We start from the raw sequence: 23,142 nt of genomic DNA on the forward strand, positions 1-23,142 counted from the left end.
ACCCGATTGCACGCGAACAAGTTACGTTTGTCATCAAATCTGCTAGGCTTTTGCGTCGCCACGCTTCCGGCGGCCTGTTGCGCGAGGAGCCGTTGATGCGCCCGATTGCTTTCGCCCTGTTTGCCAGCGCCTGTTTTGCCGCGCCCGCGTCCGCGCAAATCTATTCCGGAGCGCAGGTGTCGCGCGCCAGCGCGCCGCCGATCTGGGACAATCCCCATTCGGAACCTGCTGCACTCAGGATCGAAACCGGTGTGGGCGCCGATCTGCTGCAGATTCGCTCCGACATTCGCGATGGACGCAATAGCGGGCAGCTTTCCCGCCGCGAGGCACGCGAGCTACGCCGACAGGGCCATGCGATCGCCGGCATGGAACGCCGGTTTCGCGATGGCGGTCTCAGCGCCCCGGAACTCGCCGAATTGCGGACGCGCGTCGCGCTGCTGCGCGACGATCTGATCGCCGCGCGCAGCGGCTCCCGCGACTGACGCACGCCGAGGAAAAAAGAAGCGCGGCCACCGGGTGGTGACCGCGCTCCTGAACTTACAACGGAAACAGGCTTACTTCTTGATGCCTGCCGTCGCGGCGACTTCGGCAGCGAAGTCGCTCTCTTCCTTCTCGATGCCTTCGCCGAGCTGGAAGCGGACATAGTCCTTGAGCACGATCGTCGTGCCCGCATCCTTGCCCGCCTTGGCAACGACGTCGGCGATCGGCGTCTTGTTGTCCATGACGAACAGCTGGCTCAGCAGCGCATTTTCCTTGGCGAACTTCTTCACCGCGCCATCGACCATCTTTTCGACGATCTCGGCCGGCTTGCCGCTTTCGGCTGCCTTTTCATGCGCCACGGCGCGTTCGCGCGCGATGACGTCCTGATCCAGGTCGTCGGCGTTGAGCGCGAGCGGGAACGCGGCGGCGATGTGCATCGCCAGCTGCTTGCCGAGCGGTTCGAGAACATCGACGCCCGCGTCCGATTCGAGCGCGACGAGCACGCCGATCTTGCCGAGGCCCGGCGCCGCGGCATTGTGGACATACGGGATCACCGCGCCCTGCGACACTTCGAGCCGCTTGGCACGGCGGATCGACTGGTTCTCGCCGATCGTCGCGATGTTGTTGGTCAGCGCTTCCTCGACGGTCTTGCCCGAACCCAGCTTCGCGCCCTTAATCGCGTCGATGTTGTCGCCGGCTTCCAGCGCGACTTCGGTCACTTCACGGACGAACGCCTGGAACTGGTCGTTCTTGGCGACGAAATCGGTTTCCGAATTGACTTCGACCGCGGCACCCTTGGTGCCGGCAACCGCGACGCCCACCAGACCTTCGGCGGCGGTGCGGCTCGACTTCTTGGCGGCGGCGGCAAGGCCCTTGGTACGCAGCCAATCGACAGCGGCTTCCATGTCGCCGCCATTTTCCGACAGCGCCTTCTTGCAATCCATCATGCCCGCGCCGGAACGCTCGCGCAGTTCCTTGACGGCGGCAGCGGTGATCTCGGCCATGTTCTTTTCCTTCAGCAATCCAGCCACGGCGATGCGCGGCCAATGTTCAAAAACGGCAACCCGTTTGCACCGGGCTTGTCGAGGCCCCGTCCTGCCTCTTCGTTACAAGAGCAAGACAGTGCTTCGACAGGCCGGCACAAACGGGTGAATGCGTGTCGAAGCGCCCTCAGGCGTCGATCTGACGCTCGCCTTCCTCGGCAGTGCCGGGTTCGGTCGAAGCGGCGGGCGTTTCCGGCTCGCTGACAGCTTCCTCGACCGGGGGTTCGGCCATCGCGCCCAGATCGGTGCCGCTCGAAGCCATCGCATCCTGACCACCGCGAGTCGCGGCGATCGCAGCGGCTTCGCAGTAAAGGCGGATCGCGCGGCTCGCATCGTCGTTCGCCGGGACCGGGAAGGCGATGCCGTCCGGCGACACGTTCGAATCGAGGATCGCAACGACGGGAATGCCCAGCGTGTTGGCTTCCTTGATCGCCAGCTCTTCCTTGTTGGCGTCGATCACGAACATGATGTCGGGAATGCCGCCCATGTCGCGAATGCCGCCCAGGCTGAGTTCCAGCTTGTCGCGCTCACGCGTCAGGTTGAGGATTTCCTTCTTGGTCAGGCCGTGGGTATCGCCCGACAGCGTTTCCTCTAGCGTCTTCATGCGGCGAATCGACTGCGAAATCGTCTTCCAGTTGGTGAGCATGCCGCCCAGCCAGCGGTGGTTGACGAAATGCTGGCCCGACTTGCGGGCGGCATCGGCGATCGGCTCCTGCGCCTGGCGTTTGGTGCCGACGAACAGCACCTTGCCGCCACCGGCGACGGTCGCATTGATGAAGTCCAGCGCGCGCGCGAAAAGCGGCACGGTCTGGCTGAGGTCGATGATGTGGATGCCGTTGCGGTCGCCGAAGATGTAAGGCTTCATCTTCGGGTTCCAGCGGTGGGTCTGGTGGCCGAAATGGGCGCCAGATTCGAGCAGCTGCTGCATCGTGACGACGGGTGCCGCCATGGATAGTCTCCTTCCGGTTGATCCTCTGGGAAGCGATGACTCCATGTGCGCAAAGGCACCGGTGGAGCACCGGGTTATGTGCTTCCCATGCGGGTTGAGGGCGCGCGCTTAGCCCAAAGGCCACATTCGATCAACCCAAATTCACTACTTGACGATGGAACATCGGTGGAACATAACGGGATTGTAACGCGACTTTGTGGAACATACCACAAACGGATGCGACGCGATACCGGCGGCTTTGGCGGTCGGACAGGATATGGGGATCGGAAAATGAGCGCTGTTCTTGGCTATGCCTTCTTCGCCACTGTGTTCGGTTTCAGCATCTGGGCAGTAGCAGCGAGCGTCCTGCCGAAAATGGAGCGCATCCGCTTCCTGTTGGCGCATGGTCCGCTGGCGATCGATGCACTGCCGCCGCGTCCCCGGCCTTCGCGCCGGACATGCGATGTGCGCATTACCGCTTCGCACAGCCGTGCACGCGCTGCGGCCTGACGCGAATTTTCGAATCGGGCGACCGGATCGCCGCGCCGGCCTGTTACTGGGCGACGCCCGTAACCGGTGAAGCGCCGCGCCGCGCGACAATGGTTTCGCCGGCAACGCAACGCTGCCCGGGCGCAACCTGACAGGTCAATTCGTCGGGCAGATAGATGTCGACGCGGCTTCCGAACCGGATCAGGCCGATCCGCTGACCCGCGACGATCATGTCGCCCGGCTTTACGAACGAAACGATCCGCCGGGATACGAAACCGGCGATCTGAGTGATCGCCACACGCATGCCGTCGCGGTCTTCGACCACGATATGCTGGCGCTCATTCTCCTCGCTCGCCTTGTCGAGTTCGGTGTTGAGGAATTTCCCGGATACATAAATGACCTGGCGCACGGTGCCGCCGATCGGAGTGCGGTTCACATGCACGTCGAACAGCGTCATCTGGATCGACACGCGCACCAGCGACGCTGATCCCATCCCGGAAGCGCCGACCAGATCGGACGGTAGCGCCACGCGTTCGACCATCGTCACCTGCCCGTCCGCCGGCGCGAGGATCAGCCCCTCCCCCTGCGGCACGACACGCACCGGATCGCGGAAAAACGCCGCCACGCCGATCGTCAGCAGCAACATCGGCCAGACCCAGAAATCCCAGACCAGCAGCGTGAAGAACGTCAGGACACCCGCGATCAGGACATATTTGCGCCCTTCCGGATGGACTTCCGGCAAACGCCATTTGACGGGATGCGTGCTTGTTTCTGGGCGATCGGGACGGTCCATGGTGCGGGTCTAGCGGTCCCCGCCGGGCTCGACAATCGCACAACGCACATGCGGAAAACGCGAATTGCGGCGTGCACCGGCACCCGGGCCGCATCGCCTGCTCCGATTCAGCTTCGGTTAGGCATCTTTCCCCGGAGCGGACGCGCATCGGCATCGTTGAAGCTTCAGTCATTACAAGGAGTAAGGCCGATGTCCACCAACACCGATATCGCGAAGCTCGACGATCTGATCGTCACCACCGTCGACAGCATTCGCGGCTATGAATATTCGTCCGAACATGCCGATGCCGGGCGATACGCTACATTTTTCGCCGAAATGGCACAGGACCGCCTCGAAATGCTCGACCAGTTGCAACAGGCAAGCCGCGCGCTCGGCGGCACGCCTGCGGAATATGGTTCGCTGGCCGGCACGGTCCATCGCCGGATCGAGGCTTTTCGGCGGGTGCTCGGCGGCGGCGACGAAGCGATGATATCCGAAATCGAGCGCGGCGAGGATTATCTGAAGCAAGAATTCGAACGCGCGATGCAGGACGAACATGTCTCGGCGGAAACCCGGGCGGTGATGGAGCGATGCTATGACTCGGTTCGTGCCGGGCATGACCGGGTCAGCGCGATCAAACACGCGATGGAAGAAGCCGCCTGAACCAAGATGCAAAAAGGGCGCGGAAGCCATCGCCTCCGCGCCCTTTTAAACGCGCTTCGAAACCCGGCTTATTCGGCCGCTTCGGTTTCCTGCGGGCGGGTATCGCGACGCTCGGCGATACGCGCCGACTTGCCGCGGCGACCGCGCAGATAATAGAGCTTGGCGCGACGCACGACACCGCGACGGACGACTTCGATGCTGTCGATGTTCGGCGAATAGAGCGGGAAAACGCGCTCGACGCCTTCGCCGAACGAAATCTTGCGCACGGTGAAGCTCGAACCCATGCCCTTGTTCGAACGCGCGATGCACACGCCTTCGAAATTCTGGACGCGGGTGCGCTCGCCTTCAACCACCTTCACGCCGATCTTCAACGTGTCGCCGGCGCGGAACTCCGGAATCTTCTTCGCCTCGTTGAACTTGGCGATCTGTTCAGCTTCGATCGTCTGAATGAGGTTCATCTCAATTCGTCCCTAATCTTCTCGCCGCGCACCAGAGGGAGACTGAACCCGAGCGCCCTCATGGCGCTCCCAAAGGTCCGGCCTCCTTAGCCGTGTATCTCGCTCAGCCATCGACTTTCGCCAGGCCGCGATTTTCGCATGATCCCCCGATCGCAGCACTTCGGGGATCGTGCGTCCTTCCCATTCTACTGGTCGGGTATATTGCGGATATTCGAGCAGCCCCGTTTCGAAGCTCTCGTCATCTCCGCTTGAAGGCGCGCCCATTACGCCGGGAAGCAGGCGAATGCAAGCATCAAGCAGCACCAGCGCGCCCATTTCTCCGCCCGAGAGGACATAGTCGCCGATCGAGACGGGTTCGATCGCGCGTGCCTCGAACAAGCGCTCGTCAAATCCTTCGAACCGGCCACAAAGGATCGATACGCCCGGCCCCTGCGCGATTTCGCGAACGCGCTGTTGCGTGAGCGGCGTTCCGCGCGGCGTCATCGCCAGGATCGGGCAGTCACCGGCGACGCTGTCGACGGCGGCGGCGAGCACATCGGCGCGCAGCACCATCCCCGCCCCGCCGCCCGCCGGCGTGTCATCGACCGAACGATGCTTGTCAGTGGCGAAATCGCGAATCTGCACCGCATCGAGCGACCAACTGCCCTCGCGCAGCGCCCTGCCCGCCAGCGACACACCGAGCGGCCCGGGAAACATCTCGGGATACAGCGTCAATATGGTTGCAGCGAAAGGCATCGGTTTCCCGGAGAATGAATGGCGTGCGGAGTGCGTTGTTATGACGGCGATAGCAAGCCGCGTTTCAGTGCGTCCAGTCGGCGATCCGCAAGCCGGTCACGATGCGGAAATCGCGTGCATTGGTCGTCGCGAGCGTGACATCGAGCGCCAGTGCATGCGCAGCGATCAGCCGGTCGAACTTGCCGCGCGCCGCGCGGGCGGCGGGGAACGCCTTCGCCGCCGCAACATCGAACGGCAGTACCGGCACGCGGGCCATCAGGGCATCGATCTGGCTGCTGGTCTCACCAGGCCGCCGGGCAAGACCAGCGGCCAGTTCCGCGAGCGTAATGGCAGACATTGCAGTCGCTCCCACCGGCATCTGCTCGATACGGTGCACGATCCTGCTCCCGCCGCGCAAAATCCGGATGCACACGCTGGTATCCAGCACGAATTGAAGGTCGCCGTTCGCCATCCCCCGGCGATAGCATCGGTCGAGGGAACCTGTCGCCCCGCTGCACGCTTGCGCTCTTCATGGACGATTGCATCATCATCGGCGCCGGGCCGGCCGGATTGACCGCCGCGATCTATCTCGCGCGCTTTCACCTTAAGATCCGGCTGTTCGACTGTGGCACCAGCCGCGCCGCGCTGATCCCGCGCACGCATAATCATGCCGGCTATCCCGACGGTATCAAGGGCACTGAATTGTTACGCCGAATGCGCGAACAGGCTGCGCATTTCGGAGCGTTTCGCGAGGAACATCGGGTAACGCGGATCGAACCGATAGACGCGGGTTTCCGCGTGCGAACCGAACATGACGAATGGTCGACCCGGTCGGTTCTGCTCGCCACCGGCGTCGAGAACCACCGGCCCGACATGGACAAGCGGCTGCATGACGAAGCGCTGGCGTGCGGACTGATTCGCTACTGCCCGATCTGCGACGGATATGAAGTGACCGACAAGCGGATCGGCGTGATCGGCACCAGCAACCATGGCATGCGTGAGGCGCTGTTTCTGCGCGGCTATTCGGCCGATGTGACCTTGATCGCCCCCGATGCCGCGCATGAACTGGATCGCGAATGCCAAACGGCGCTGGATGACGCCGGAATCGCCCGGATCGACGGCCCCTGCGGCGGATGGGCGATCGAAGACGATCATATCGCCCTGGACACTGCTGCAGGGCGAATGGTCTTCGACACCGTCTATCCTGCGCTCGGTTCACGCATCCGTTCGGAACTTGCCGTAGCGGCGGGCGCGGATGCCGACGATCTCGGCTGCCTCAAGGTCGACAGCCATCAGCGCACATCGATCCCCGGCCTGTTTGCGGCAGGAGACGTCATCAAAGGGCTCGACCAGATCAGTCATGCGATGGGTCAGGGCGGCGTCGCGGCCACGTCGATCCGCAACATGCTGGCGGAGCAGCGCCCGATCCGGCGTTGAACCGGGCGCTTTGTCCCAACTTCCGCCCGGCTCAGCCGCGTTTGCGGAAATGCATGATGCCCCACGCGAGCTTGCCCGCCCGGCCGCCTTCGACCCAATAGGACAGCCCCTTGAGCATCCGGTCGACGAACGCATCACTCGCCTTCACTTCGTCGCGGCGCGCGTCCAGCTCTTCGGCAACCCGGCCATAATGATTGGCGAGCTGCGGCGTGTGATTTTCGATCTCGACCACATCGAAACCGCGCTTGCCCAGTTCCTCGCGATAGAATGCGAACGACGCCAGATCGGGCAAATGGATGCGGTCATAGATCGGCTGAAGATCCGACGTGTCGGTCAGCCCGTCGGCCTGCATCGGATCGGTGAACAGAAATTCCCCGCCCGGTTTCAACACGCGCGCAACTTCGTCGAGCACCGCCTTACGATCGGGCGCGTGCAGGATCGCGTCTTGGCTCCACACGATATCGAAACTGTCGGCATCGAACGGCAGATCATCGAACGACCCGTCAACCACATCGATCCGGTCGTTCAGCCCCGCAGCACCGGTTAGCTCGCGGTTCCGGTCATTCTCGCGCGGGGCGATGTTGAGGCAAGTGACATGCCCTGCCCCATGCTGCGACACCAGCCGACGTGCACCGCCGCCGTAACCAGCGCCGATGTCGAGAATCTTCTTCCCCGATAGATCGCCGAGCCGCGCCGCCATATGATCGACGGTCCTGCGGCTGGCGGTACGGATATCCTGCGTCTCGCCATACAGGCCGACATGGATGTCCTCGCCGCCCCAGATGGTGTGATAGAAATCATCCGCATCGGCGCTGTCATAATAATCGCGCGCGGTCGCTACCCCGGCATCAACCGTCATAGCTTTTCTCCGCCAGGTGGATGAAGAAGTCCGGCGCCTTTTCCTCGCCTTCCTCCTGGAAGTCGCCATAGCTGTGTACCTGCTGAAAGCCGACGTCGCGCAGCAGGCCACGGATATAATCCTTCCGGATCGGGCACATGTTCAGATAATAATCCGACCCGTCGGGAAAGCTGTATTTGAACCGCGTCAGCGTCTCGTCGACATATTCCGGCTCAGCCGTGACCTGGTCGCCGCAATAATAATATTTGTGCTTGGTATCGAACCCTTCGTCGAGAATGCGGTCATAATTGCGCTGGTCGAGGATCAGGATGCCGTCATGCTTCAGCGCGGCATAGAATTCCGCGAGCGCCCGGCGACGGTCATTCTCGTCGAACAAATGGGTGAAGCTGTTGCCGAGGCAGATAATCGCGTCATATTTGCCATGGACATCCCGGTTCAGCCAGCGCCAGTCGGCATGGACGGTCTTGAGCATCAGCCCCTCGTCCATCGCATTCTTGAACGCCTTGGCGAGCATTTCGGCAGAGCCATCCGCAGAGGTGACGTCGAACCCGGCCTTGAGCAGCTGGACCGAGTGAAATCCGGTGCCGGTCGATACGTCGAGCACGCTCTTCTTGCCGCGTGCCTTGAGCACATCGATGAAGAACTGTCCTTCGCTCTTTGCGCGGGCTTCCCAATCGATCAGTTCGTCCCACTTCTCCACGAAACCGCGGACATATTCGCCCGTATAGGTGTCGGTATCGCGGACAGCGACCGGATCGTCGCCGTAATCCTGCGTTTTTTCGGGCGCGAAAACGCCGTTCTGCGTCTGATTCATCCTGTCCCCTCAATTTGCGCGGGCTCGCACGGAAACACCCCCTATCGAGGCGAGCGCATGGGAAGCGCGCGGCGAGTCCTGTGGAATTGCCCGCACATTAGAACAGGAATAGGCTTCGAAAGCAAACATCGTCGCCTTGCTGATATGCAAAGGCATCAATGGATGATCGAACCATCAGCGCCAAGGTATCGCGTTGGAGACAGCGGCGATATAATGTGACCATTATCTTACATTATATTTTCAATAACAAGCAGGCATGAAACAGCATTAAATATGTGATGGGTCGGCGATCGACACAGTATCTTTGAAATCACCACGCGATTCGCAGGTTATAAATAACGAAATTGGCAGGAAACTTCAGCGCGTGAGCGGTACGTGACCAGTCATCAGCGCATGCGCCCAGTCCGGACGGCCGAGCGCCGCAGCGCGATCGGCGGCTGCGCGACAATCATAGGCGATCGACCGCACGTCGATCCGGTCAGGTTCGACCACCAGATAGCGCGCCTGCGGATCGCCATTTTCGACGATATAGGGTTCGGGCTGATCGTCCGAATATGCCTGCAGCCCGACGCTGCCCGCATTGGCCACCCGGCGACCATCAGCCAGCGTGACCGTGCGTGCGACATGCGTATGTCCGCACAGCGTCAGCGGTACATCCACCGTGCCGAGCCGCCCGGCAATCTCGCCTTCGCGTGCTTCGATCAGTCGCCCGTCAACAACATCGAACAGGAAATGGGTGATGTCGCTTTCCGGCGTGCCGTGACACAGGAAAAGTCCCGGCAACGCCAGCGTCTCCGGCAGCGAATCGATCCAGCAAAGCTGCGTTTCGTCCAACAGGCTGCGCGTCAGCCGGTCGGTCTCGCCCATCCGCTCGTGCGGCAGCGTCAGCACCTGCCGTTCGTGATTGCCGGCGATCGTCGGCCAGTTGCGCGCCATCAGCCATTCGGCGGTTTCGGCGGGCCAGAGCGGGCCTGAGAGAATGTCGCCAAGATTGAGAAACGTGTCGCATCCCTGCGCCAGTGCATCGGCATGGCACGCTTTGAGCGCCGGCAGATTTCCGTGAATGTCGCTGAAGACGGCGAACCGCTTCACGCGGCGAATGCCGCCGCAACGATCAGCCGGTCAGCATCCCATTCGGGCACCGCCTCGGCGTTCATCGGCACCATGAAGCGCTTGCCGTCGGGCCGCTCGATCTCCAGCACATCGCCCGCGCCGTAATTGTCGACCGCGATCACGGTGCCCAGCGTTTCGCCGCCATCGGAAATCGCGGGCAGGCCGAGCAGGTCGACATGATAATATTCGCCTTCGCCCAGCGGAGGCAGCGCGGATCGCGGCACGGTCAGTTCGGTGCCGCGCATCGCCTCGGCCGCATTGCGGTCCTTTATTTCGGCGAAGCGCGCAATCGCGCCGTTCGGGCCCTCACGCAGCGATTTGAGCGTGAGGGATCCCGAATTGAACGCCCGATAGGCGTCCAGGTCTTCGGCAAAGACCTTGAGGCGGACCTCGCCCGTCACGCCGTGCGCGCCGATGATGACGGCGAGCGTGACGGGCTTGTCGTTCGGCAAGGATCAGCCCTCGGCCGGGGGAGTCTCTTCGGCAGTCGCTTCGGCGACCTGCTCGGCTTCCGGCGTGGCGTCTTCGGTCGCCGCTTCGACTTCGGCCGCGATCACTTCCTCGGCTTCGGTCACTTCGGCGGGCGCTGCCGCTGCTTCGGCTGCCGCTTCCTCGGCTGCCTTCGCCTTTTCGGCGCGCTCTTCGGCGCGTTCCTTGGCCTTTTCGCCCGGTTCGGCCTTGTTCGGGTTGTTGCGCGCGGCGCGCTCCTTGATGCCGGCGGCGTCGAGGAAGCGAGCGACACGGTCGGTCGGCTGCGCACCGACGCTCAGCCAATGCTTGGCACGCTCACCGTCCAGAACGACGCGCTTTTCGTCATCCTTGGCGAGCAGCGGGTTATAGGTGCCGATCTTCTCGATGAAGCTGCCGTCGCGCGGGCTGCGCGCGTCGGCGATCACGATCCGGTAATAGGGGCGCTTCTTCGAACCGCCGCGCGACAGACGCATGCTAACTGCCATGATATTCTCTCTTTTCTTCCGTCGCTCCCGCGGAGGCGGGAGCCTATCGCTCTTCCAATAATCGCCGCCCCTCAGTCGCGAGAGACACGGGCCCCTGCCTCCGCAGGGGCGACGAAACTCATTTCTTCTTCATCAGATTCTCGAAACCGGGAGGCAGTTTCTGCCCACCGGGAAGGCCGGGCATGCCGCCGCCCAGCTTGCCCATCATGTCGCCCATTTCGGGACCGCCCAGGGCATTGCCAACGCCGCCCATGCCGCCAGCGGGACCGCCCTTGCCCATCATCGCCATCAGGCCCTTGAGGCCGCCCATCTTCTTGAGCTTCTTCATCGCCGTCTGCATCTCCTGATGCATCTTGATGAGCTTGTTGACGTCCTGAACGGTGGTGCCGCTGCCCTTGGCGATCCGGATCTTGCGCTTGGCGTTGAGCAGTTCGGGCTTGGCGCGCTCCTTCGGCGTCATCGACGTGATCATCGCGTCCATGCGCAACAACACCCGCTCGTCGACCGCGCCATTGGCCATCGCCTGCTGCGCCTTCTTCATGCCGGGGATCATCCCCGCCAGCGCGCCAAGTCCGCCCATGTTGCGCATCTGCGCCAGCTGCGAGCGGAGGTCGTTCATGTCGAACTTCCCCTTGGCGAGCCGCTGCGCCATGCGCTCGGCATCTTCCTGCTCGATCGACTGGGCGGCTTTCTCGACCAGCGACACGACGTCGCCCATGCCCAGGATGCGACCCGCGACGCGCTTGGGGTGGAACGGCTCGATCGCATCGAGCTTTTCGCCGACACCGGCAAATTTGATCGGCTTGCCGGTCACCGACCGCATCGACAGCGCCGCACCGCCGCGCGCGTCGCCGTCCATCCGGGTCAGGATCACGCCGGTCAGCGGCACCTGCTCAGAGAAGTTCTGCGCGACATTGACTGCGTCCTGGCCGGTCAGGCTGTCGACGACGAGCAGGATTTCCTGCGGCCGGGAAATGTCGGCAACCGCCTTCATTTCCTCCATCAGCGCCTGATCGACGTGGAGACGGCCCGCCGTGTCGAGCATCACGACGTCAAAGCCCTGCAGCTTGGCCGATTGCAGTGCCCGCTTGGCGATTTCGACCGGCTGCTGCCCCTTGACGATCGGCAGCGTGGTGACTTCGGTCTGTTCGCCGAGCACCGCCAGCTGTTCCTGCGCGGCCGGACGATTGACGTCGAGCGAAGCCATCATCGCCTTCTTGCCCTGCTTCTTGAGCAACTTGGCAAGCTTGGCGGTGGTGGTCGTCTTGCCCGACCCCTGAAGGCCGACGAGCATGATGACGGCCGGCGGCGTCACGTCGATTTCCAGCTCGGCCGTATCGGGGCCCAGCATGGCGACCAGCGCGTCGTGAACGATCTTCACGACCTGCTGGCCCGGAGTCACCGAACGCAAAACATTCTGGCCGATCGCCGCTTCGGTCACTTCATCGACGAACTTGCGGGCAACCGGCAGCGCCACGTCCGCTTCGAGCAGCGCGACCCGCACTTCGCGCATCGCGGTGCGGACATCGGCCTCGGTCAGCGCGCCACGGCTGCGCAGACGGTCGAAAACGCCGCCAAGCCGTTCGCTCAGACTATCGAACATGACACAATCACTCCAAATTCAGGCCGACCTGACGAAAACGCACAAAACGCCGGCGGACGAAACCTCGTCGGCCAGCGTCACCCGCACTCGGGCACGATGTGCACATTCCCAGGGAACGGCTGCGTTGCGCGATAGCGGAGCGTCGCAAAAAGCGCAAGCCGCATGGAGTTTAACCCGATCTACACTTCCGGTGCCGAATAGTCCGCCAATCTATGGGGACCCAACGGGATGGCGGCGGAACTAAGCGAGCATAAAGAGGAACGGCGGCGCGAGGAAAGCAGCGATCTGATCACAGGCGCTTTCAGCGTAGCCGCGATCCTGATGTTCATCGGTATCGGCAGCTCGGTGCTGTCGACCAGCCTGCAATATTATTTCCAGGGCGGCGCCCCGGCAGACCGGTCGCTGGTGATCGCGCTGCTGCTCAACGTCGCGCTCATCCTGTTCGGCTGGCGTCGTCACGCCGCGCTGCGCGACGAAGTGAAGATCCGCGCGGAAGCCGAAGAGCGAGCGAACCTGCTTGCCTCGCGCGATCCGCTCACCGGATTCTACAATCGTCGCAGCCTGTCCGAAGAAGGCGCATCGATGTTCGCGCGCGCCGCGCGGCGCCGCAAGGCGATGGCGCTGATGATGCTCGACCTCGATCATTTCAAGACGATCAACGACATGCACGGCCATGCCGTGGGCGACGCCTTGCTCTGTGCGGTCGCCCGCGAAATCGCCGACGCAATGCCCCCGGTTGCGCTGACCGCGCGGCTGGGCGGCGACGAATTCTCCTGCGGGTTCCTGTTCGATCCGAGCGAACCGGGAGTTGTCGAGCGTATCGCCGAGCGGCTGGTGAGCCGCATGGCGCAGCCGTTCGAAGCCGAAGGGCTGCGGCTGCATATCAGCTGTTCGCTCGGGATAGCGCGGTCGGACTTCGACTGTAGTTCGATCGATTCGCTGATGCGCTCGGCCGATATCGCAATGTACGCGGCGAAAAAATCCGGTCGAAATCGCTTCGCCTGGTTCGACAATTCGATGGAGCGCGAGCTGCAGCTGCGCAACCAGCTGGAGAGCGGATTGCGCGCGGCCATTCCGAGCAACCAGATCGTCCCCTATTTCGAGCAGCAGATCGACCTTGCGACGGGCCGGCTGGACGGCTTCGAAGTGCTTGCACGCTGGGAACATCCGTTGCGCGGCACGGTGAACCCCGAAATCTTCATTCCGATCGCCGAGGAGACCGGACTGATCGGCGACCTGTCGCTGTCGATCATGCGTCAGGCCTTTGCCGCTGCGCGCGATTGGGATCCCTCGCTGTCGCTGTCGGTCAATATCTCTCCCTGGCAGCTGCGCGATGCCTGGCTTGCGCAAAAGATCATCAAGGTTCTGACCGAAAGCGGCTTTCCGGCGAACCGGCTGGAAGTCGAAATCACCGAAAGTTCGCTGTTCGATAATCTGGCGCTGGCGCAATCGATTGTCGGCAGTCTGAAAAATCAGGGCGTGCGCATCGCGCTCGACGATTTCGGCACCGGCTATTCCTCATTGGCGCATCTGCGCGCCTTGCCGTTCGACAGGATCAAGATCGACAAGAGCTTCGTGCAGTCGATCAACGAAAGCGCCGACTCCGCCGCGATCGTCAACGCGATTGCCAGGCTGGGCGAAAGCCTAAACCTTCCGGTCACGGCAGAGGGCATCGAAAACGCCGCGATCGAGGAGCGGCTGCGCGCGATCGGCTGTTCCAAGGCGCAGGGTTGGCATTATGGCCGACCGCTGTCGGTGATGGATGCCCGCCGCCTGCTCGCCGAACGCCGCCTGCTCACTTCCCAATCGGCACAGCCCCAGCGGACGGCCGCCGAAGGCGACCTGCCGCCGGTCACCAAGGGTCCGGCGACTACCAGCCAGCGCCTGGCTGGCTGAGATACGCTTTCTCCGCCGGAGTCGATACGCGTCCCAGCGCTGCATTACGTGACGGAAAGCGCCCGAATTGCGCGATCACATCGGCGTGCGCATGCGCGAACTTCAGCGCCTCGGGCATGTCGAGCGTTTCGAAATGCACAACGCACAGGCGCTGCATTTCCGGATCTTCGGCATGCATCAGCGGCATATAGAGAAACTGGCGTTGCGCGGCGGGCATGCCGCGATCCCATTCGCGGACCATCGCCAGCAGCGTCAGTTCGAGCGCGAGTGGATCGGCCGCGAACGCCTCCGCCGTTCCGCGATGGATGTTACGCGAAAACTGGTCGAGCAGGATCACCGCCGCCAGCAAGGTCTCGGGGGTATCGTGCCATTGCGATGCCTGATCCTCCAGCACCGCGTCGCGCAACGCGCCAAAGCGCGCCGCGATCTGGCTGTCCAGCGCGTCCGATTTGGCAAAATGCTGTTCCGGCGTCAGTTCTTCGAACCAGAAGTCGAGGATATCGCGTGCCTTCGCGTGGACTTCGGCATCCGCCGCAACTAGATCGTCCGCCATGGCCGCAACTCCTTCTTCCTTGTCAGAGCCCCATATCGTCTCGCTGGGGTGCCGACTCAACCTGGCAGAAAGCGAAACGATCCGTACGCTGCTCGGCGATTCCGACACCGTGGTCGTCAACAGCTGCGCAGTGACGAACGAAGCGGTCAAGCAGACGCGTCAGGCCATCCGCCGCGTCCGGCGCGAGCGCCCACAGGCACAGCTGGTCGTAACCGGCTGCGCCGCGCAGATCGATCCGGACAGTTTTTCGGCGATGCCCGAAGTCGACCGGGTGATCGGCAATGCCGACAAGCTGTTGCCCGGCGCGTGGCATAGCGACGACGCACGGATCGTTCGCGACGTGATGACGATCGAAGACACCGCGCCGCATCTGGCCGCGAGTTTTTCGGCGCATGCCAAGGCGTTTGTCGAGGTTCAGAACGGGTGCGACCATCGCTGCACCTTTTGTGCGATCCCCTTTGGCCGCGGCAACAGCCGGTCGGTGCCCGCCGGAGCGGTGATCGACCGGATCGCCACGCTGGTCGATGCCGGACATCGCGAGGTCGTGCTGACCGGAGTCGATCTCACCAGCTATGGCGCCGACTTGCCGGGAGCGCCCACGCTGGGCGCGCTGGTCGAGCGCATTTTGCGCCATGTCCCCACCCTCCCCCGCCTGCGCCTCTCTTCGCTCGATTCGATCGAAATCGACGACCGGCTGTTCGCGCTGCTGACGCAGGAGCCGCGCGTGATGCCGCACGTGCATCTGTCGCTACAGGCGGGTGACGACATGATCCTGAAGCGGATGAAGCGCCGCCATAGCCGGCGCGAGGCGGTTGGCATTGTCGAACGGCTAAAGGCCGCGCGACCCGAAATCGCGATCGGCGCGGACATTATCGCAGGTTTCCCGACCGAAGACGCGGCTATGGCGGCGAACACGCTCGCGCTGATCGACGATTGCGACATCGTCCATGCCCATATCTTTCCCTATAGCCCGCGCGAAGGCACGCCCGCCGCGCGGATGCCGCAATTGCCGCGCGAAACCATCAAGGCACGCGCCGCCGCGCTCCGTTCCGCCGGTGCCCGTCGCCGCCGCCTATGGCTCGAAACGCTGATCGGCACGCGACAGCGCGTGCTGGTCGAACGCAGCGGCGCGCGCGGGCATGGCGAGGGCTATGCCGAGGTCCATTTCGATCGGTTGCCGCAGCATGACGGCATTGCCGACATCAGCATCACACATGTTCAGGGAGAGTATCTGGTGGGAGAACCCGCATGAGCACGCGTCCGGGGTGGCACCAGAAACTGCTCGGCGGCTTTCGCAAGACGTCGGACCGGTTGCTCGGCAATCTCGCCGGCCTCACGGCGGCGCGGCTGGACGAGGAAACGCTCGACGAAGTCGAAGAGGCGCTGATCGCATCCGATCTGGGCCCCGGCGTCGCCGCGCGCATTCGCGACCGGCTCGCCGAAGGGCAATATGAGCGCGGCATGGAGGAGCTGGGCATCCGGCTCGTCGTCGCCGAGGAAATCGCCCGGTCGCTCGAACCGGTGGCAAAACGCCTGGAAATCGACGCCTTTCCGCGCCCGCAGGTGATCCTGGTCATCGGCGTCAACGGATCGGGCAAGACGACCACCATCGCCAAGCTCGCCAATCTGCTGCTCGAACAGGATTATTCGGTGATGCTGGCGGCGGGCGACACGTTCCGCGCGGCGGCGATCGGACAGCTTCGCACCTGGGCCGAGCGGATCGGCGTGCCGATCGTATCCGGTGCCGAAGGCGGCGATGCTGCCGGTATCGTCTTCGAAGCAGTCAAAAAGGCGACCGAAGTCGGCACCGACGTGCTGATCGTCGATACGGCGGGACGGCTTCAGAACAAGCGCGAGCTGATGGACGAGCTCGCCAAGATCCGGCGCGTGCTTGGCCGGCTCAATCCCGCGGCGCCGCATGACGTCGTGCTGGTGCTCGACGCGACCACCGGCCAGAACGCGCTGAGCCAGATCGAAGTGTTCAAGGAAGTCGCCGGCGTGACCGGCCTGGTCATGACCAAGCTGGATGGCACGGCGCGCGGCGGCGTGCTGGTCGCGGCGGCAGAGAAATACGGACTGCCCATCCATGCGATCGGCGTCGGCGAAACGGTCGACGACCTGCGCCCCTTCGATGCGAATGAAGTTGCCCGGATTATCGCCGGGGTCGAAGAATTCGCGAAACGCTGAAAAGCCCGGCGGATATTCCCCGAATGTCGCTCTATCGATAGAAAGCCGTTATGAACGCTGCATCCAAGCCGCCCCTGTCACCCGGTTTCAGAATGCTGATCGATTTCGGTCCGCTCCTGGTATTTTTCGCGGTCAACTATCTCTACCCGTCCGAATCCGAACTGCAAAAGGCGCTCGCCGCCACCGCCGCGTTCATGGTCTCGATGGCGATTGCCATGGGACTGTCCTTCTGGAAGGCCGGGCGCATTTCGCCGATGTTGTGGATTTCCGGCGGGCTCGTGCTCGTGTTCGGCAGCCTGACGATCTATTTCCACGATCAGACCTGGATCCAGATCAAGCCCACCGTTGTGTACACGATGTTCGCAACGGTGCTCGCCTATGGGCTGATCACCAACAAGCCGCTGCTCCAGATGCTGCTCGAAAGCGCTTATCCCGGGCTTTCGGCCAGGGGCTGGCGCCTGCTGACGATCAACTGGGTGATTTTCTTCGTCGCAATGGCGGTGATGAACGAAATCGCGCGACAGATGCTCAGCTGGGATGCGTGGCTGAACTACAAGGCATGGGGCGTGACCGGAATGACCTTCGTCTTTGCCCTGGCCAACGTACCCATGTTGATGAAGCATGGGCTGCAGACGCAGAAGGACGCGCCGCTTCCTCCGGAAGGGTGAGCACGCAATCCATATACGCATGAAAAAAGGGGCGCCGGATCACAGGATCCGACGCCCCTTTTCGTTATTCGGGTGGCGATCAGCCCTGATCGGCTGCCGCGATGCCGCTGCCGTCCAGATTCTTCGCAACGAAATCCCAGTTGATGAGATTGGCCGTCACGGCATCGAGATAGCCTGGGCGCGCATTCCGATAATCGACATAATAGGCATGTTCCCACACGTCGATCGTCAGCAACGGCACCATGCCTTCATACGCCACCGGCGTATCCGCATCGTGCAGCGAAGTGACCTTCAGCTTGTCGCCATCGAGGACGAGCCAGCCCCAGCCGCTGCCGAAATGGCCGGCGCTTTCCGCCTTGATCTTGTCGACCAGCGCGTCGGTCGAACCGAAGCCGTCGTTGATCAGATCGGCGAGCTTGCCGCTCGGCGCGGTCTTTTCGGGAGTCAGGCAGTGCCAGAAAAAGCTGTGGTTCCAGATCTGGGCGCTGTTGTTGAACAGGCCCTTGTCGCCATCGGCCTTGGCCTTTTTGATGATCTCGGTCAGCTTCATGCCGCCCAGACCCTTTTCGTCAACAAAGCCGTTGGTCTTGTCGACATACGCCTTGTGATGCTTGCCGTGGTGATATTCGAGCGTTTCGGCCGACATGTGCGGCGCGAGCGCATCCTTGGCATAGGGGAGCGCAGGAAGTTCGAAGGCCATGGGATTTCCCTCCTCATTGGTATGATCCGTCACGGCGCCTAACGCATCGACAGCGATATGGCCGCATCAAAATTTCTTGTGTCGTCATCGAAACAACCGATGGTCGCCGACAACGGCTCGGGCGATGGTCGCCGACACCGGCTCAGCGATGGTCGCCGACACCGGCTCAGGATGCGTTGCCGCCGAGCAGTTCATGTCGCTTCAGCGCATGGCGAAGCTGATCATAGGTCAGCCCCAGCGCATCGGCGGTCGCGCGTTGATTGTGCCGCTGTTCGGCGAGTGCCTGAGCCAATAATCTACGTTCGAACTGTGCAACCTGTTCCTTGAAGTCGCCACTATACTGAACTTCCGGGGCAGAGGGCGCCGCCGACGCGCCGGATGCCGCGTTCGCGGCAGGCGATGATCCCGTCGGCGTGCGAGGTCGATAGGGGGAATCGAACGGGTCGATCTGAATGGCATCGACGGGACCATCCAGATCCCAGCGATAGACTGCGCGCTCGACCACGTTGCGCAGTTCGCGGACATTGCCCGGCCAGTCATATCCGCGCAGCGCCGCTTCGGCGGCATCGCCGAATCCCGGCCAGTCAAGCCAGCCCAGCTCCGCGGCCATGCGGCGGCCGTAAAAGTCGGCGAGGATCATGACGTCCCCTCCCCGCGCGCGCAGCGGCGGCAGGGTCACGACTTCGAAGCTCAGCCGGTCGAGAAGGTCCGCGCGGAACGTCCCTTTCTCCACCCGATCGGGAAGATGTTCGTTGGTCGCCGCGACAATCCGCACATCGACCTGAATCGGGCGCGAGGTACCGATGCGCGTGATTTCTCCATATTCAACCGCCCGCAGCAACCGGTCCTGCGCCGCCATCGACAGCGTACCGAGTTCGTCGAGGAACAGGGTGCCGCCATCGGCTTCCTCGAACCGCCCTGCCCGCGCCTTGGACGCGCCGGTAAACGCCCCTGCCTCATGCCCGAACAATTCCGCTTCGATCAGCGTTTCGGGAAGCGCCGCGCAGTTCATCACGACCAGCGGCTGATCCCAGCGCCCGGACAGGCGGTGCAGGCGCTCTGCGACCAGCTCCTTACCCGTACCGCGCTCGCCGATCACCAGCACCGGGCGATCGAGCCCTGCCGCACGGCTCGCCTTTTCGAGCGTGTCGAGAAAGGCCCCTGACTGGCCAATGACCTGCGTGATCCGTTCCATTGCCAATATCTGGTGTAAATCACCAATAGTTGGCAAGTGATAAATACCAACTTTTTTGAAGGAACCGCGAAAAAGCCCGGAAAACAGCCATTTTCAAAATTGGCACGCTTCCTGCGAAGCATGGGGCAAGCCCGAGCAAACGGGCAAAACGACAACCAAGGTTCAGGGATACAGACAATGACTTATCAGGGCACCAACTATCGCACGGCTTTCGCAGCGGTTGCCTGCTCGATCGTTTTCAGCGCCATTTTCATGCTGAGCTCGGTCGGCCCCGCCATCGCCTGAGCCTGACAGAACTTCCGCTCACTTGCCCCGGTGAGCGGTTCGCGCCGGGACGGGGCCCCCTAGCCGTCCCGGCGCCACCCCATACGAAGGAGTAGCGTTGCAATGGGTATCTTTTCTCGCACCCGCGACATCATCGCCGCGAACGTCACCGACCTGCTCGACAAGGCCGAAGACCCCGCGAAGATGATCCGCATGATCATCCTGGAGATGGAAGAAACGCTGGTCGAGGTTCGCGCCTCTGCGGCCCGCACCATCGCCGACCAGAAGGAAATGCGCCGCCACATCGGCAAGCTGGAAAAGCTTCAGGAAAGCTGGACCGAAAAGGCCGAGCTGGCGCTTTCCAAGGATCGCGAGGATCTCGCCAAGGCAGCGCTGACCGAACGCCAGAAGGCGGCCGATATGTGCGAACAGCTGGAAAGCGAAATCGCGGTTCTCGACGATGCGCTGCGCGCCTCGGAAGAGGATATCGCCAAGCTGCAGAACAAGCTGCGCGAGGCGCGTACCCGCCAGAATTCGATCATGACCCGCCTGGAAACGGCCAATAACCGCTTCCGGATGCGCGAAATGACCAATGGCAGCCGCATGACCGAAGCCTTTTCGCGCTTCGACATGCTCGAACGCCGGGTCGACTTCGCCGAAGGTCGCGCCGACGCCGCCGGCCTGGGTGCACAGCCCAAGTCGCTGGACGAGGAAATCGCCGAGCTGCGTTCGTCCGAAAAGGTCGAAGCGGAGCTGGAAGCCCTGAAGAAGCGCGTGAACAAGGAGGGCTGATCCGATGGAAGACGTTTTCCTGCCGATCGTCGTCCTTGGCATCCTCTTCATCGGCCTGCCGTGGGTGATCCTGCACTATGTGACCAAATGGAAACAGGCAGCAACGATCACCAACGAGGATGAGAAGCTGCTCGACGAGCTCCACTATCTGGCCCGGCGCCTTGAGGACCGGCTTCAGACGATCGAACGGATCGTCGCCGCCGACAACCCCGATTTCCGCCCCGCCCCGCCGCCGACTTCGGAAGAAGCCGATCCCTATAGCTACAGCCGGAGGAATTGAGATGTCCGCCAGCCGCACCAAATTCTACCTCGACAAGCAAAACGCCAAATGGTCGGGCGTCTGCTCGGGGATCGCCGACTATACCGGCGTGGAAGTCACCTGGGTCCGCCTCGGCGCGGTACTCCTGACCATCGCCGGGGGCTTTCCCTGGACGCTGATCGCCTATTTCGCAGTCGCATGGATGGCCAATCCCAGGCCGTACGGCCTGTATGACAATCCGGAAGACGCGAAATTCTGGCAGGGCGTGCGCACCAATCCCGGGCGCTCCACCGCCGAGGTCCGCTCGAAGTTCCGCGACATCGACCGCCGCCTGAGCGACATCGAAGTCTTCTACACCAGCCGCAACACGCGTCTGGCCGACGAAATCGAAAACCTGCGCTGAAACCGCAGCAAAAACACGAACAGGGAGAAGTGAGATGAGTTGGGGTGGACCGGGTTTCGTTCTGGCGATCATCGCGATCTCGACGATCGGCTGGGTGCTCACCACCGCCATCCGCGCACGCCATGGCTATCCGCTGGAGAATGAATGGCGCGGCACCACGCCGCGCCAGGATCCGGACGCCGACCGCAAGATCACGCTGCTGACGCAGGAGAATGACCGGCTGACCGGCCAGATTTCCCGGCTCGAAGAGCGGATCGCAGTGCTCGAACGCATCGCCACCGACCCCGCCGAGCGCACCCGCCGCGAAATCGACGCGCTGCGTGACGCGGACTGAGGAGAAGTGACATGAACACCGTAATGGTTCTGCTGATCGTAGTCGGCCTGCCGATAGCGTTCGGGATCGGATACGCCGCCTTCGAACGCTGGCTGAAGCACAAGGAAGCGATGGCCGACGTCATCTCCGCAAAGACCGCCGAAAAGGCCGCCCAATATGCGGCACATACCGAACGGCTGGAACAGCGGGTTCGGGTTCTGGAACGGATCGTCACCGATCGCGGCATCGATGTCGCGGAAGAAATAGAACAGTTGCGCGACCAGTCGATGAACTGAACGCGCCAGGGAGCGAGTAAAGAAAATGGTTATGGTATTTGGAGTTATCGGAGTTCTCTGCGCCTTGGGCGTGTGGATGACCGAACGCAGGGATCGCCCCCGCCGCCGCGCCGAACGCGAAGCCGCGCTGACCCCCGCCGAATAACCGACCCACGAAGGAGGCAAGAACATGGATCCGTTTCAAATGGTCGTCGCCATCGTCGTGGTGGTCACCATCGGCAGAGTGCTTCAGGCCCGCTATGGCGTCCGCCGCGACTGGCGCGGAAACGAATATAGCGCCGATCGCGACAATGGCGCCTCGGCCGCCGAAAACGCCCGACTTCGCGACGAAGTCCGCACGCTGAAGGACCGGGTCCAGGTTCTGGAACGCGTCATCACCGACAATAACAGCAGCATGCGGCTCGATCAGGAAATCGAAAAGCTGCGCAGCAAAGACAACGCCTGAGACAGGAGGACGATGTGGCAACCGACCCCAACATCTATCTCACCGTCGCCGCTTCCGGCCTGATCGGCCTGGCAATGCTGGTAACCGCAGGACTTTCCGGATGGCGCGGCTGGCTGGCGCTCAAGCAGGAAGAGCTGGGCAACCATCGGCAACTTCGCGAGCCGACCTATGACGAGCCCAATATGGGCACCGCCGGGTCGCGGATCGAAATCGCCGACCTGAAGGAACGCATCCGCAAGCTTGAGGCGATCGCCGCCGGCGTCGACCTCTGACCCGATCGGGAGCCGTCGCATCCCCCATTGCGGCGGCTCCCGTCCTATTCGACGGGTTCACACACGGCCCGTCTTCGCTATAGCGCCGCCATGCCGACGCTCCGCGAAATCCACGACGAATATGACTTTCTCGACGCCGATGACCGATATCGGCTGCTGATCGATCTGGGCAGGCAGCTCGAGCCGATGCCCGAAGCACTCAAGACCGATGCGACGCTGGTTCGCGGCTGTTCCGCTTCGGTCTGGGTCTATCCCACGGTGGCCGACGACGACCGGCTCCATTTCCTCGCCGATTCGAACGCCGCGATCACCAAGGGAATCATCGCGCTCGTGCTGGTGGCGGTTCAGGATCGCTCCGCTGCGGAAATCCTGTCGCTGGATATCGCGGCGGAACTCGAGCCCTTCGATCTGCGCAATCAGCTCAGCTCGAACCGAACTCAGGGTATTCCCAACATGATCGCGCTGATCCGCGAGACCGCAAAGCGATACGCCGCGGGCTGATACCGGAACGATCCGCACGCTCGGGCGCTCCTGCTGCTACCAGTCCGGCAGGAGAATCCCCATCGCATC

At 62.7% G+C, this 23,142-nt stretch carries 32 protein-coding genes; 17 read left to right on the forward strand and 15 right to left on the reverse strand.

What is annotated here, in order from left to right; genetic code table 11:
* The first annotated feature begins 95 nt into the window (after positions 1-95).
* Positions 96-482 carry a hypothetical protein gene (locus DKB74_RS04770; protein WP_145960900.1) on the forward strand — a complete coding sequence of 129 codons (387 nt, stop codon included), beginning with the start codon at positions 96-98 and terminating at the stop codon, positions 480-482.
* Between the two features lie 72 nt (positions 483-554).
* On the opposite strand, the gene tsf is transcribed toward DKB74_RS04770, so the two are convergent.
* Positions 555-1,484: a translation elongation factor Ts gene (gene tsf, locus DKB74_RS04775; RefSeq protein WP_109807132.1), complete on the reverse strand. Its 930-nt coding sequence runs from the start codon at positions 1,482-1,484 to the stop codon at positions 555-557.
* 166 nt (positions 1,485-1,650) lie between these two features.
* The gene (rpsB, locus tag DKB74_RS04780; RefSeq protein WP_109806903.1) at positions 1,651-2,472 is read right to left on the reverse strand and encodes a 30S ribosomal protein S2; all 822 of its coding nucleotides are present in this window, start codon (positions 2,470-2,472) and stop codon (positions 1,651-1,653) included.
* Between the two features lie 270 nt (positions 2,473-2,742).
* Between rpsB and DKB74_RS04785 the strand changes: the two genes are divergently transcribed.
* Positions 2,743-2,961: a hypothetical protein gene (locus DKB74_RS04785; protein ID WP_109806904.1), complete on the forward strand. Its 219-nt coding sequence runs from the start codon at positions 2,743-2,745 to the stop codon at positions 2,959-2,961.
* A gap of 43 nt (positions 2,962-3,004) precedes the next feature.
* On the opposite strand, the gene DKB74_RS04790 is transcribed toward DKB74_RS04785, so the two are convergent.
* The gene (locus tag DKB74_RS04790; RefSeq protein ID WP_109806905.1) at positions 3,005-3,733 is read right to left on the reverse strand and encodes a phosphatidylserine decarboxylase; all 729 of its coding nucleotides are present in this window, start codon (positions 3,731-3,733) and stop codon (positions 3,005-3,007) included.
* Positions 3,734-3,922: 189 nt separating this feature from the next.
* On the opposite strand from DKB74_RS04790, the gene DKB74_RS18765 reads away from it, so the two are divergent.
* Positions 3,923-4,375 carry a PA2169 family four-helix-bundle protein gene (locus DKB74_RS18765; RefSeq protein ID WP_161956795.1) on the forward strand — a complete coding sequence of 151 codons (453 nt, stop codon included), beginning with the start codon at positions 3,923-3,925 and terminating at the stop codon, positions 4,373-4,375.
* A gap of 68 nt (positions 4,376-4,443) precedes the next feature.
* On the opposite strand, the gene rplS is transcribed toward DKB74_RS18765, so the two are convergent.
* The 3 genes from rplS to DKB74_RS04810 form a co-directional block, all read right to left on the reverse strand.
* Positions 4,444-4,833, reverse strand: a complete 390-nt coding sequence (rplS, locus tag DKB74_RS04800) for a 50S ribosomal protein L19 (protein WP_109806906.1) — start codon at positions 4,831-4,833, stop codon at positions 4,444-4,446.
* Between the two features lie 12 nt (positions 4,834-4,845).
* Complete coding sequence (gene trmD / locus DKB74_RS04805; RefSeq protein WP_109806907.1) at positions 4,846-5,568, reverse strand: tRNA (guanosine(37)-N1)-methyltransferase TrmD; 723 nt, start codon at positions 5,566-5,568, stop codon at positions 4,846-4,848.
* Between the two features lie 64 nt (positions 5,569-5,632).
* The gene (locus DKB74_RS04810) at positions 5,633-6,019 is read right to left on the reverse strand and encodes a PIN domain-containing protein (protein WP_109806908.1); all 387 of its coding nucleotides are present in this window, start codon (positions 6,017-6,019) and stop codon (positions 5,633-5,635) included.
* A gap of 59 nt (positions 6,020-6,078) precedes the next feature.
* Here DKB74_RS04810 and DKB74_RS04815 point away from each other — a divergent pair, with 59 nt between their 5' ends.
* Complete coding sequence (locus DKB74_RS04815; protein WP_109806909.1) at positions 6,079-6,984, forward strand: NAD(P)/FAD-dependent oxidoreductase; 906 nt, start codon at positions 6,079-6,081, stop codon at positions 6,982-6,984.
* A 31-nt stretch (positions 6,985-7,015) separates the two neighbouring features.
* Here the strand turns inward: DKB74_RS04815 and DKB74_RS18855 are convergent, their stop codons facing one another.
* The 6 genes from DKB74_RS18855 to ffh form a co-directional block, all read right to left on the reverse strand.
* Positions 7,016-7,843, reverse strand: a complete 828-nt coding sequence (locus tag DKB74_RS18855) for a class I SAM-dependent methyltransferase (RefSeq protein ID WP_164497902.1) — start codon at positions 7,841-7,843, stop codon at positions 7,016-7,018.
* A complete protein-coding gene (locus tag DKB74_RS18860; RefSeq protein ID WP_164497903.1) occupies positions 7,833-8,657 on the reverse strand; it encodes a glycine/sarcosine N-methyltransferase in 825 nt (274 codons plus the stop codon). Before DKB74_RS18860 ends, DKB74_RS18855 begins: the two co-directional genes overlap by 11 nt.
* A 357-nt stretch (positions 8,658-9,014) precedes the next feature.
* On the reverse strand, positions 9,015-9,749 hold the full coding sequence (locus DKB74_RS04825; RefSeq protein ID WP_239987371.1) for a metallophosphoesterase family protein: 735 nt from the start codon (positions 9,747-9,749) through the stop codon (positions 9,015-9,017).
* Positions 9,746-10,222 (reverse strand): ribosome maturation factor RimM, encoded by a 477-nt coding sequence (rimM, locus tag DKB74_RS04830; RefSeq protein WP_109806911.1) that lies wholly within the window; start codon positions 10,220-10,222, stop codon positions 9,746-9,748. Before rimM ends, DKB74_RS04825 begins: the two co-directional genes overlap by 4 nt.
* Positions 10,223-10,225: 3 nt before the next feature.
* Complete coding sequence (rpsP, locus tag DKB74_RS04835) at positions 10,226-10,726, reverse strand: 30S ribosomal protein S16 (RefSeq protein ID WP_109806912.1); 501 nt, start codon at positions 10,724-10,726, stop codon at positions 10,226-10,228.
* A 118-nt stretch (positions 10,727-10,844) separates the two neighbouring features.
* Positions 10,845-12,329 carry a signal recognition particle protein gene (ffh, locus tag DKB74_RS04840; protein WP_109806913.1) on the reverse strand — a complete coding sequence of 495 codons (1,485 nt, stop codon included), beginning with the start codon at positions 12,327-12,329 and terminating at the stop codon, positions 10,845-10,847.
* A gap of 228 nt (positions 12,330-12,557) precedes the next feature.
* On the opposite strand from ffh, the gene DKB74_RS04845 reads away from it, so the two are divergent.
* Positions 12,558-14,225 (forward strand): putative bifunctional diguanylate cyclase/phosphodiesterase, encoded by a 1,668-nt coding sequence (locus tag DKB74_RS04845; protein WP_109806914.1) that lies wholly within the window; start codon positions 12,558-12,560, stop codon positions 14,223-14,225.
* Here DKB74_RS04845 and DKB74_RS04850 read toward each other — a convergent pair.
* Positions 14,200-14,778: a DUF924 family protein gene (locus DKB74_RS04850; protein ID WP_109806915.1), complete on the reverse strand. Its 579-nt coding sequence runs from the start codon at positions 14,776-14,778 to the stop codon at positions 14,200-14,202. The two genes, DKB74_RS04845 and DKB74_RS04850, sit on opposite strands and share 26 nt — an antisense overlap.
* On the opposite strand from DKB74_RS04850, the gene mtaB reads away from it, so the two are divergent.
* From mtaB to ispZ, 3 genes are read left to right on the forward strand one after another with little or no spacing between them, the layout of a single operon-like run.
* Positions 14,777-16,030 (forward strand): tRNA (N(6)-L-threonylcarbamoyladenosine(37)-C(2))-methylthiotransferase MtaB, encoded by a 1,254-nt coding sequence (gene mtaB / locus DKB74_RS04855; protein ID WP_109806916.1) that lies wholly within the window; start codon positions 14,777-14,779, stop codon positions 16,028-16,030. The two genes, DKB74_RS04850 and mtaB, sit on opposite strands and share 2 nt — an antisense overlap.
* Positions 16,027-16,965, forward strand: coding sequence for a signal recognition particle-docking protein FtsY (gene ftsY, locus DKB74_RS04860; protein ID WP_109806917.1), 939 nt, complete (start codon positions 16,027-16,029; stop codon positions 16,963-16,965). Before mtaB ends, ftsY begins: the two co-directional genes overlap by 4 nt.
* 50 nt (positions 16,966-17,015) lie before the next feature.
* Positions 17,016-17,633 (forward strand): septation protein IspZ, encoded by a 618-nt coding sequence (gene ispZ, locus DKB74_RS04865; RefSeq protein WP_239987372.1) that lies wholly within the window; start codon positions 17,016-17,018, stop codon positions 17,631-17,633.
* Positions 17,634-17,712: 79 nt separating this feature from the next.
* Here the strand turns inward: ispZ and DKB74_RS04870 are convergent, their stop codons facing one another.
* Both DKB74_RS04870 and pspF read right to left on the reverse strand, forming a co-directional pair.
* On the reverse strand, positions 17,713-18,333 hold the full coding sequence (locus tag DKB74_RS04870) for a superoxide dismutase (RefSeq protein WP_109806919.1): 621 nt from the start codon (positions 18,331-18,333) through the stop codon (positions 17,713-17,715).
* A 166-nt stretch (positions 18,334-18,499) separates the two neighbouring features.
* On the reverse strand, positions 18,500-19,528 hold the full coding sequence (gene pspF / locus DKB74_RS04875; RefSeq protein WP_109806920.1) for a phage shock protein operon transcriptional activator: 1,029 nt from the start codon (positions 19,526-19,528) through the stop codon (positions 18,500-18,502).
* Positions 19,529-19,564: 36 nt separating this feature from the next.
* Here pspF and DKB74_RS18515 point away from each other — a divergent pair, with 36 nt between their 5' ends.
* The 9 genes from DKB74_RS18515 (at position 19,565) to DKB74_RS04915 (ending at position 23,073) form a co-directional block, all read left to right on the forward strand.
* Positions 19,565-19,813: a hypothetical protein gene (locus DKB74_RS18515; protein WP_145960901.1), complete on the forward strand. Its 249-nt coding sequence runs from the start codon at positions 19,565-19,567 to the stop codon at positions 19,811-19,813.
* Positions 19,814-19,915: 102 nt separating this feature from the next.
* Positions 19,916-20,584, forward strand: coding sequence for a phage shock protein PspA (pspA, locus tag DKB74_RS04880; protein WP_109806921.1), 669 nt, complete (start codon positions 19,916-19,918; stop codon positions 20,582-20,584).
* A gap of 4 nt (positions 20,585-20,588) precedes the next feature.
* Positions 20,589-20,864 (forward strand): envelope stress response membrane protein PspB, encoded by a 276-nt coding sequence (gene pspB / locus DKB74_RS04885; RefSeq protein WP_109806922.1) that lies wholly within the window; start codon positions 20,589-20,591, stop codon positions 20,862-20,864.
* A 1-nt stretch (position 20,865) separates the two neighbouring features.
* Positions 20,866-21,246: an envelope stress response membrane protein PspC gene (gene pspC, locus DKB74_RS04890; RefSeq protein WP_109806923.1), complete on the forward strand. Its 381-nt coding sequence runs from the start codon at positions 20,866-20,868 to the stop codon at positions 21,244-21,246.
* 34 nt (positions 21,247-21,280) lie between these two features.
* Complete coding sequence (locus DKB74_RS04895; RefSeq protein WP_109806924.1) at positions 21,281-21,580, forward strand: hypothetical protein; 300 nt, start codon at positions 21,281-21,283, stop codon at positions 21,578-21,580.
* Between the two features lie 11 nt (positions 21,581-21,591).
* Positions 21,592-21,855, forward strand: a complete 264-nt coding sequence (locus DKB74_RS04900) for a hypothetical protein (protein ID WP_109806925.1) — start codon at positions 21,592-21,594, stop codon at positions 21,853-21,855.
* A 169-nt stretch (positions 21,856-22,024) separates the two neighbouring features.
* A complete protein-coding gene (locus DKB74_RS04905; protein ID WP_109806926.1) occupies positions 22,025-22,300 on the forward strand; it encodes a hypothetical protein in 276 nt (91 codons plus the stop codon).
* Between the two features lie 74 nt (positions 22,301-22,374).
* Positions 22,375-22,572: a hypothetical protein gene (locus DKB74_RS04910; RefSeq protein WP_193504383.1), complete on the forward strand. Its 198-nt coding sequence runs from the start codon at positions 22,375-22,377 to the stop codon at positions 22,570-22,572.
* Positions 22,573-22,662: 90 nt separating this feature from the next.
* Entirely contained in the window at positions 22,663-23,073 is a 411-nt protein-coding gene (locus tag DKB74_RS04915) for a SufE family protein (RefSeq protein ID WP_109806928.1), read from the forward strand.
* Positions 23,074-23,142 lie beyond the last annotated feature (69 nt).

Origin of the sequence: Stakelama portus, assembly GCF_003171655.1 — a bacterium.
GTDB classification, from domain to species: domain Bacteria; phylum Pseudomonadota; class Alphaproteobacteria; order Sphingomonadales; family Sphingomonadaceae; genus Sphingomonas; species Sphingomonas portus.